At 68.8% G+C, this 8,133-nt stretch carries 6 protein-coding genes; 3 read left to right on the forward strand and 3 right to left on the reverse strand.

Annotation, left to right across the window (positions count from 1 at the left end; genetic code table 11):
• Positions 1-255: 255 nt before the first annotated feature.
• Together ACLQ7T_RS11730 and ACLQ7T_RS11735 are read right to left on the reverse strand one after the other, a co-directional pair.
• Positions 256-3,462: an efflux RND transporter permease subunit gene (locus ACLQ7T_RS11730; protein ID WP_420479596.1), complete on the reverse strand. Its 3,207-nt coding sequence runs from the start codon at positions 3,460-3,462 to the stop codon at positions 256-258.
• Between the two features lie 9 nt (positions 3,463-3,471).
• Positions 3,472-4,569, reverse strand: coding sequence for an efflux RND transporter periplasmic adaptor subunit (locus ACLQ7T_RS11735; RefSeq protein ID WP_420479600.1), 1,098 nt, complete (start codon positions 4,567-4,569; stop codon positions 3,472-3,474).
• Positions 4,570-4,802: 233 nt separating this feature from the next.
• On the opposite strand from ACLQ7T_RS11735, the gene lepA reads away from it, so the two are divergent.
• The 3 genes from lepA to ACLQ7T_RS11750 are packed head-to-tail and all read left to right on the forward strand — an operon-like array spanning position 4,803 to position 7,091.
• Complete coding sequence (lepA, locus tag ACLQ7T_RS11740; RefSeq protein WP_420479597.1) at positions 4,803-6,611, forward strand: translation elongation factor 4; 1,809 nt, start codon at positions 4,803-4,805, stop codon at positions 6,609-6,611.
• Between the two features lie 49 nt (positions 6,612-6,660).
• Positions 6,661-6,885, forward strand: coding sequence for a DUF433 domain-containing protein (locus ACLQ7T_RS11745; protein ID WP_420471322.1), 225 nt, complete (start codon positions 6,661-6,663; stop codon positions 6,883-6,885).
• On the forward strand, positions 6,882-7,091 hold the full coding sequence (locus ACLQ7T_RS11750; protein WP_420479598.1) for a DUF5615 family PIN-like protein: 210 nt from the start codon (positions 6,882-6,884) through the stop codon (positions 7,089-7,091). Before ACLQ7T_RS11745 ends, ACLQ7T_RS11750 begins: the two co-directional genes overlap by 4 nt.
• A 121-nt stretch (positions 7,092-7,212) precedes the next feature.
• Here ACLQ7T_RS11750 and ACLQ7T_RS11755 read toward each other — a convergent pair.
• Positions 7,213-8,133: NfrA family protein (locus ACLQ7T_RS11755; RefSeq protein WP_420479599.1), on the reverse strand; the 921-nt coding region annotated here is incomplete at its 5' end.

Genomic DNA, 8,133 nt, shown 5'->3' on the forward strand with positions numbered 1-8,133 from the left:
TGGCCGACGAGTGAGTGGTGAGGGGTGAGCGGACGACGGCCGGGATTGGCCGCTTGCGGATTACGCCATCACGTCCGCATTCCTGCTGTCATGCATTCCGGAGCCGGTCCCTACGCGCCGCGGGCGGAAGCCGCTTCCGCGTGCGGGTCAGGCCAGGGAGCGAAGTGGGGCCGAGGGGCGGGCCGCCCCCCACTCACCACTCACGACTCACTCTTCACCAGCCACCGGCTGCCGGCCACCAGCCGACAAGGGACGTCACTCCGCCGCCGGCGCGTCGTCCTCATGATGCCCCCGCTGGGCATGGAACAGCTTGGCCATGCGCCGCTCCAGCCGGGTCTTCGCCCCGTCGATCAGGCTGAACACCACCGGCACGAACAGCAGGCTCAGCGCGGTCGAGGTGATCAGGCCGCCGATCACGGCGATGGCCATCGGCGAGCGGAAGGCGGTGCCTTCGCCCAGCGCGGCGGCGATGGGCAGCATGCCCAGCCCCATGGCGAAGGTGGTCATGATGATCGGCCGCGCCCGCTTGTGGGCGGCGTCCATCAGGGCCTCGCGCTTGGTCATGCCGTCCCGCATGGCCATGATCGCATAGTCGACCAGCAGGATGGAGTTCTTCGCCGCGATCCCGGTCAGCATGATGATGCCGATCAGGGCCGGCATGGACATCGACTTTCCGGTGATCAGCAGGGCGAAGAAGGCCCCGCCGAAGGACACCGGCAGCGCCGCCAGGATGGTGATCGGGTGGAAGAAGCTGCCGAACAGCAGCACCAGCACCACATACATCAGCAGGATGCCCGTCACGATCGCGAAGGCGAATCCGGCGCCCAGTTCGGCGTTGCTCTCGGCGTCGCCGGTCAGCTGCTGCTCCACGCCCTCGGGCAGGTTCTGCATCGCCGGCAGTTCGTCGATCGCCTTGGTCGCCTCGCTGAAGGTCGTGCCGCTGATCTCGGCGGTGATGTTCGACACCCGGCGGCGGTCCAGACGGTCAATCTGGTTCGGACCGGCGCCGAAGCCGATGTCGGCCACCGCGGACAGGGGAACCGCGCCGCCCGATGCGGTCGGCACCTTCAGGTTCTCCAGGATCGCGAGATCGGTCCGGGCCTCCTCGCGCAGCATGACGCGGATCGGCACCTGACGGTCGCCCAGGTTGAACTTGGGCAGCAGCTGGTCGGCGTCGCCCAGGGTGGCCACGCGGGCGACCTGGCTGATGTCCTGGGTCGAGACCCCCTGCAGGGCGGCGATGTCTGCCTTGGGCGTGATCAGGATTTCCGGTCGCACCAGCGCCGAGGAGGAGATGACGTTGGCCACGCCCTTGATGTCGCGCATGCCGCGCTCGACCTCGGCCGAGGCCTGTTCCAGCGCCGCCGGGTCGTCGCTGACCAGGGCGATGGCGATCAGGCCGGAGCCGCCGGCGCCGGCGGCGCCGAATTGGCTGCGGGCGCCCGGGATGGCGCGCAGCACCGGGCCGAAGCTCTGTTCGAATGCCTGCTGGCTGATGCTGCGGTCCGCGCGCGGGACCAGGTTGACGGTCAGGGAGGCCTTGCGCACCTCGCCCGCACCGCCGCCGCCGCCCGGTCCAAAGCTGACCGTGGCCGACCCGATCGAGGAATAGACGGAGCGCACCTCCGGCCGCTTCATCAGCTCGGTATTGATCCGCTGCACGGCGGCGTCGGTTTCATCCAGGGTGGTGCCGGGCGGCAGCTGGATCGTCAGCGACGAGCGCGACTGGTCCTCGACCGGGATGAACTCGCTCGGCAGGAAGGCCGCCAGGACCAGGGAGCCGACAAAGAAGGCGGCGCCCATACCCATCACCCACAGCCGGTGATCGCAGAAGCGCGCGCGGACCCGCTTCAGGAAGGGCGGCTTGCGGCGCGGCGGCGCGACCGGCTCGCCGGGAACCGTCTTGCCGCGATCGCCCAGCGCCCACTCCAGCGCACGCAGGTACGGGCCCATCCAGAACGGGTCCTTGTGCTCCTTGCCCTGGTCGCGCTTCAGCAGATAGGCGCCCATCAGCGGCGTCAGGGTCCGCGCCACCAGCAGGGAGAACAGCACGCTGACGCAGGCGGCGATGGCGAAGCTGACGAAGAACTGGCCGACGATGCCCGGCATGAAGCCGGTCGGGGCGAACACCGCCACGAGCGTCGCCGTGGTTGCCATCACCGCCAGGCCGATCTCGTCCGCCGCCTCGATGGCGGCCGGATAGGGCGCCTTCCCGTCGCGGATATGCCGGACGATGTTCTCGATCTCCACGATGGCGTCGTCGACGAGGATGCCGACCGTCAGCGACAGGGCCAGCAGGGACACCACGTTCAGCGACTGCCCCATCAGGTCCATGACCCAGAAGGTCGGGATCAGGCTCAGCGGCATGGCGACGGCGGCGATCAGGGTCGCCCGCCAGTCCCGAAGGAAGACGAAGACGACGGCCACGGCCAGCAGGGCGCCCAGCACAAGGGCTTCGACCGAGGCGTGGAAATTGTTGATGACGTCATCGGTGGTGTTGGCCACCTCCTCGATCGTCACGTCGGCGCGCTCGGCGTCCAGTGCGGCGATGGCGTCCTGGGTCGCGTGGTACACGCCGACCTCCGACGAGCCGATGGCGCGTGAAATGCCGAAGCCGACGACCTCCTGGCCGTTGAAGCGGGCGCGGCCGCGCTGCTCCGACCACTCGTCGGTCACCTCGCCCAGGTCGCCCAGCCGCACGCTCCGCGACCCGACCGGGATCAGGGTCTCGCGCAGCTGTTCGACCGACTTCGCCGAGCCGACCGTGCGGATCGCCTGCTCGCGTCCGGCGATCTCGCCCCGGCCGCCGGGCAGGTTGATGTTCTGGGTGCGCAGCTGGTTGGACACCGCCGCGGCCGTGACGCCCGCAGCCTCAAGCCGGGCCGGGTCCAGCTTGATGCGGATTTCCCGGCTCACGCCGCCGTCACGGCTGACCTGGCTGACGCCCTTCACCGACAGCAGCCGCTTGGCGACGGTGTTGTCGACGAACCAGCTCAGCTCCTCGGGGCTCATGCCCGGCGCCCGCACCACATAGTTGGCGAAGGGGATCGCCGTGAACTCGATGCGCTGGACGATGGGTTCCTGAACGTCGGCGGGCAGGTTCTGGCGGATGCCGGACACCGCGTTCCGGACGTCGTTGGTGGCCTTTTCCAGCTCCACGCCCAGCTGGAATTCGATCGAGGTGGTCGACACCCCCTCATTGACCGTCGAGGTGATGTGCTTGACCTGGCCCAGGCCCGCGACGGAGTCCTCGACCAGGCGGGTGACCTGGGTCTCCATCTCGGTCGGCGCGGCGCCCGACTGGACCACCGTGACGGCCACCACCGGCAGGTCGACGTCGGGGAAGTTGTTGGTCCGCAGCTTGAAATAGCTGCTGAGCCCCGCGATCGTGAGGACGATGAACAGCAGGACGATCGGGATCGGGTTCCGGATCGACCAGGACGAGATGTTCTGGAAATTCATGGCGGCGGCCTACTGGTTGGCCGTCATCGCCGGACGCGCCGGCTGTCCGATCGTGACCAGGTCGCCGTCGCCGAGGAAGCCGGCGCCCGAGACCACCACCCGCTGCCCGGCCTGAAGGCCGCCGGTCACGGCGACGTTGTCGCCGCTGCGTGCGCCCGTCTCGACCAGGGTGAAGTGCACGGCGTTGTTCTGGCCGATCACATAGACGCCCGGCTTGCCCTCGCGGAACACGACGGCGGCCGCCGGAATGATCAGGGCGGGGGCCGCGCCGACGTTGATGGTGGCGCGGGCGAAATTGCCCGGCTTCAGCGCCGAGCTCGGGGACAGGGTGATCCGGGCCACGCCCAGACGGGTCTGCGGGTCGACCTCCGGCGTCACGATCCGGACCGAGCCCGTGGTGCTGCCGTTCTGATCCGAGACGATGGTCGCGGTCTGGCCGGCGGCGACCAGCGGCAGTTCCGTCTCGGGCACCTGCGCGTCCAGCTCCAGACGGCCGTCGCGCACCATGCGGAACAGCTCGGTTCCGGCGGCGACGATCTGGCCGCGGGTCACGCTGCGGCTGATGATGCGGCCCGCCACGGGCGCGCGGATGACGCTCTGGTTCAGCCGGGTCTGGGTCTCCGACAGGGCCGCCAGCGCCGCCGCCAGACTGGCCTGCGACGACCGCTGGTTGGCCAGGGCCGTGTCCAGCGAGGCCTGGCTCAGGAAGCCCCGCTCCTTCAGCTCCTGCGCCCGGGCCAGGGCGGCGTCGTCGCGGGCGGTGTTGGCCCGCGCGGTCTGCACCTGCGCCTCCTGCTGGCGCAGCTGGGCGCGCAGGAGGGCGTCGTTCAGCTGCACCAGCGGCTGGCCCTGCCGGACCCAGCTGCCCTCGTCCACGAAGACGCCGGTGGCGACCAGTCCGCCGGTCTCGGCGCCGACCGGCACCTCTTCCCAGGCCGAGACGCTGCCCGAGGCGGTCACCGTGCGGGGCAGGGCGACCTGCGTCACCGTCGCGGCGGTCACCGTCTGGCGGGAGGGCGCTGCGGCCTCCTCCGGCTTCTTGCAGGATGCGACGCCCAGGGCGGTCGTCATCAGGAGGGCGGCGATGGTCCAGCGGCTGCGAAGCATGTTCGGCACGTGCGATCCCCTTGGCGGCCGCGCGGGAGGCCGCGGCCGGGCAAATGAACGCCTTTGCGGGCGTCCGGTTGTCATCCGTCGTTGAATAGCGGTTCCCCGGCCGGTCGGAAACCTCAAAGCGGCGCCTTACGAGTTCGTAATCCGTAACGAAATCAGTGGCGGAGACAGTTGATTTCGCCGTTCCGTTGGCGCTTTCCCGCCTGTCGTGCTAGGCGCGCCGGACCATGCCGACCACCCCGATCGAACGCATCCGCAACTTCTCCGTCGTCGCCCACATCGACCACGGCAAGTCCACGCTCTCCGACCGCCTGATCCAGTACACGGGCGGCCTGACCGCGCGTGAAATGTCCGCCCAGGTGCTGGACAACATGGACATCGAGAAAGAGCGCGGCATCACCATCAAGGCGCAGACCGTGCGCCTCAATTACAAGGCCAAGGACGGGCTCGACTACGTCCTGAACCTGATGGACACGCCCGGCCACGTCGACTTCGCCTATGAGGTCTCGCGCTCGCTGGCCGCCTGCGAAGGCTCGCTGCTGGTCGTCGACGCCTCCCAGGGCGTCGAGGCCCAGACCCTGGCCAACGTCTATCAGGCGATCGACAACAACCACGAGATCGTGCCGGTCCTGAACAAGATCGACCTGCCCGCCGCCGAGCCCGAGCGGGTCAAGGCCCAGATCGAGGACGTCATCGGCATCGACGCCTCCGAGGCCGTCATGGCCTCGGCCAAGTCGGGCATCGGCATCGAGGAGGTGCTCGAGGCCATCGTCACCCGCCTCCCGGCGCCGAAGGGCGATCTCGACGCGCCGCTGAAGGCCATGCTGGTCGACGCCTGGTACGACCCCTACCTCGGCGTCGTGCTGCTGGTCCGCGTCTTCGACGGCACGCTGAAGGCCGGCCAGCGCGTGAAATTCATGCAGAATGGCTCGACCCACCTGGTCGACCGCGTCGGCGTCTTCCTGCCCAAGAACACCCCGGTCGACCAGCTCGGCCCGGGCGAGGTCGGCTTCATCACCGCCCAGATCAAGGAAGTCGCCCACGCCGCCGTCGGCGACACCATCACCGACGAGAAGAAGCCGACCGCCGAACCGCTCAGGGGCTTCAAGGAAGTCCAGTCAGTGGTCTTCTGCGGCCTCTTCCCGGTGGACGCCGCCGACTTTGAGGACCTGCGCGCGGCCATCGCCCGCCTGCGCCTGAACGACGCCTCCTTCACCTATGAGATGGAGAGCTCGGCCGCCCTCGGCTTCGGCTTCCGCTGCGGCTTCCTCGGCCTGCTGCATCTGGAGATCATCCAGGAGCGTCTCAGCCGCGAGTTCAATCTCGACCTGATCGCGACGGCCCCCTCGGTCGTCTACAAGATCAAGCAGCGCGACGGCACGACCATCGACCTGCACAACCCGGCCGACCTGCCCGACGTCATGCAGATCCTCGAGATCGAGGAGCCGTGGATCAAGGCCACCATCATGACGCCGGAGGAATACCTCGGCGGCGTCATCAAGCTCTGCCAGGACCGTCGCGGCGAGCAGAAGGAACTGACCTGGGTCGGCGCCCGCGCCATGGTCGTCTACGAACTGCCGCTGAACGAGGTCGTGTTCGACTTCTACGACCGCCTGAAGTCGATCTCGAAGGGCTACGCCTCGTTCGACTACGAGATCACGGAATACAAGACCGGTGACCTCGTGAAGATGTCCATCCTGGTCAACGCCGAGCCGGTCGACGCCCTGTCGATGCTGGTTCACCGCACCCGCGCCGAGACCCGCGGCCGCGGCATGGTCGAGAAGATGAAGGAGCTGATCCCTCCGCACATGTTCCAGATCCCGATCCAGGCCGCCATCGGCGGCAAGATCATCGCCCGCGAAACCGTCCGCGCCCTGCGCAAGGACGTGACCTCCAAATGCTACGGCGGCGACGCCACCCGGAAGAAGAAGCTTCTGGAGAAGCAGAAGGAAGGCAAGAAGCGCATGCGGCAGTTCGGCAAGGTCGAAATCCCGCAGGAAGCCTTCATCGCGGCGCTGAAGATGGATGAGGATTGAGGCATAGCCTCGATTTTCTGACCGCGTCGCTTTGCGCCATACTGAGCGCATGAGCGATCTCGACCGCATCACTGTTCGCCCCGATCAGTGCGGGGGACGCCCCTGTATCCGGGGGCTGCGCATCCGCGTCAGCGATGTCCTTGGCATGCTGGCGGCGGGAGAGACTCCGGCGTCGATCCTCGAACATCACCCCGACCTCGAGGCGGAGGATATCTCCGCCTGCCTCGCCTATGCGGCGAGGGAGGTGGACCACGCGGTCGTCACTGCCGCGTGAGGTTCCTGGTCGATCAGCAGCTTCCGCCGCGTCTGGCGGAAGTGCTGAGGGCCCGGGGATGTGACGCCGTTCACGCTCGTGATCTTGGACTGAGCGCCGCGGCAGATGGCGTGATCTGGGCGGAGGCCTGTCGTGACAATGCTGTCGTCATCAGCCGGGATGAGGACTTCCTCGCCCTGACCGACACCCCGCAGGCGCGCGGTTGATTTGGATCAGGTTCGGCAACTGCACCAACGCCGACCTGCTCAGTCGGATCGAGGCGGTTTGGGTCGAAGCTGAGAAAAGGCTGGCTGAGGGCGAGGTCCTGATCGAACTCCGCCCTGACGGCTAGAACCCCACCGTCACCGCCGCCACGATCCCCTCATCTCGCGGGCCGTCGCCGATGGGCACATAGTACCCCAGCGAAACATCCAGATAGCTTCCCGGCGCGCGCAGGTCATCGCCGCCCATCCAATGGCGCCAGGCGACGCGGGGGCCGGCGGCGACGGCCCATTCCTCGGCCCGCAGGCTGTCGTAGTCGGCGCGCACGCCCACCCCGGCGGTGAGCGTGTCGCGGCGGCTCTTGCTCGTCACCCAGGTCCAGCCCAGGTTGGCGTCGGCGACCACATAGGTCTGCTCGTCCTCCAGCAGGCGAGCCGCGTCCACATAGACGTGGGCTGAGGGCCAGCTGTCGCGGTCGTAGCGCAGATCGCCGCCCACGTCCGCCGACCAGGCGGCGCGCAGCATGGTGTCGTCCCGCGCCGCGTCGCCGATGGCGATCAGGCGGCTGGCCTCCAGCGACAGATTGGTCTCGGTGAAGGGCTTCCAGCGCACGCCGACCCAGCCTTGCGTGCTCTCGCCGCCGGTGGGGCCGGTGTCGGCGTCCAGCGTCTGATAAGCGCGGGCGAAGACCTGGACCGGGCGGCCGTTGTTGTCGCCGCCGACGCGGGCCCAGACCTCGCCGCCGACCTGGGTCACCTGATCGCCGCCGTTGTTGAGCAGGGTCGCGGCGCTGTCCGCCGGGCCTGTCGAGACGGTGGCCGTGCCGCCGATGCGATGCTCCAGCGTCTGAAGCTCGCGGCCGATCTCGTGGCGGCGCTGCGGCGTCAGCTGGTCGGCGGGCAGGGTGCGCGCCCCCTGTTCCAGCCATCTGATGGCGTCCGGGTCCTGCCCGGCGCGGCGGGCGGCATAGGCGGCGTCCAGCGCCTGCGCGCCCTTCAGCGGCTCGGCGCGGTCGGCGGCGGCGAAGGCCTGGACGGCCAGCCGGTC

Source organism: Brevundimonas sediminis, assembly GCF_048799765.1.
Lineage (GTDB): Bacteria > Pseudomonadota > Alphaproteobacteria > Caulobacterales > Caulobacteraceae > Brevundimonas.

Excerpts from the sequence above, each read along its gene's own strand:
- lepA (WP_420479597.1), top strand. The coding sequence starts at position 4,803 with ATGCCGACCACCCCGATCGAACGCATCCGCAACTTCTCCGTCGTCGCC.
- ACLQ7T_RS11745 (WP_420471322.1), top strand. The coding sequence starts at position 6,661 with ATGAGCGATCTCGACCGCATCACTGTTCGCCCCGATCAGTGCGGGGGA.
- ACLQ7T_RS11735 (WP_420479600.1), bottom strand. The coding sequence starts at position 4,569 with ATGCTTCGCAGCCGCTGGACCATCGCCGCCCTCCTGATGACGACCGCC.
- ACLQ7T_RS11730 (WP_420479596.1), bottom strand. The coding sequence starts at position 3,462 with ATGAATTTCCAGAACATCTCGTCCTGGTCGATCCGGAACCCGATCCCG.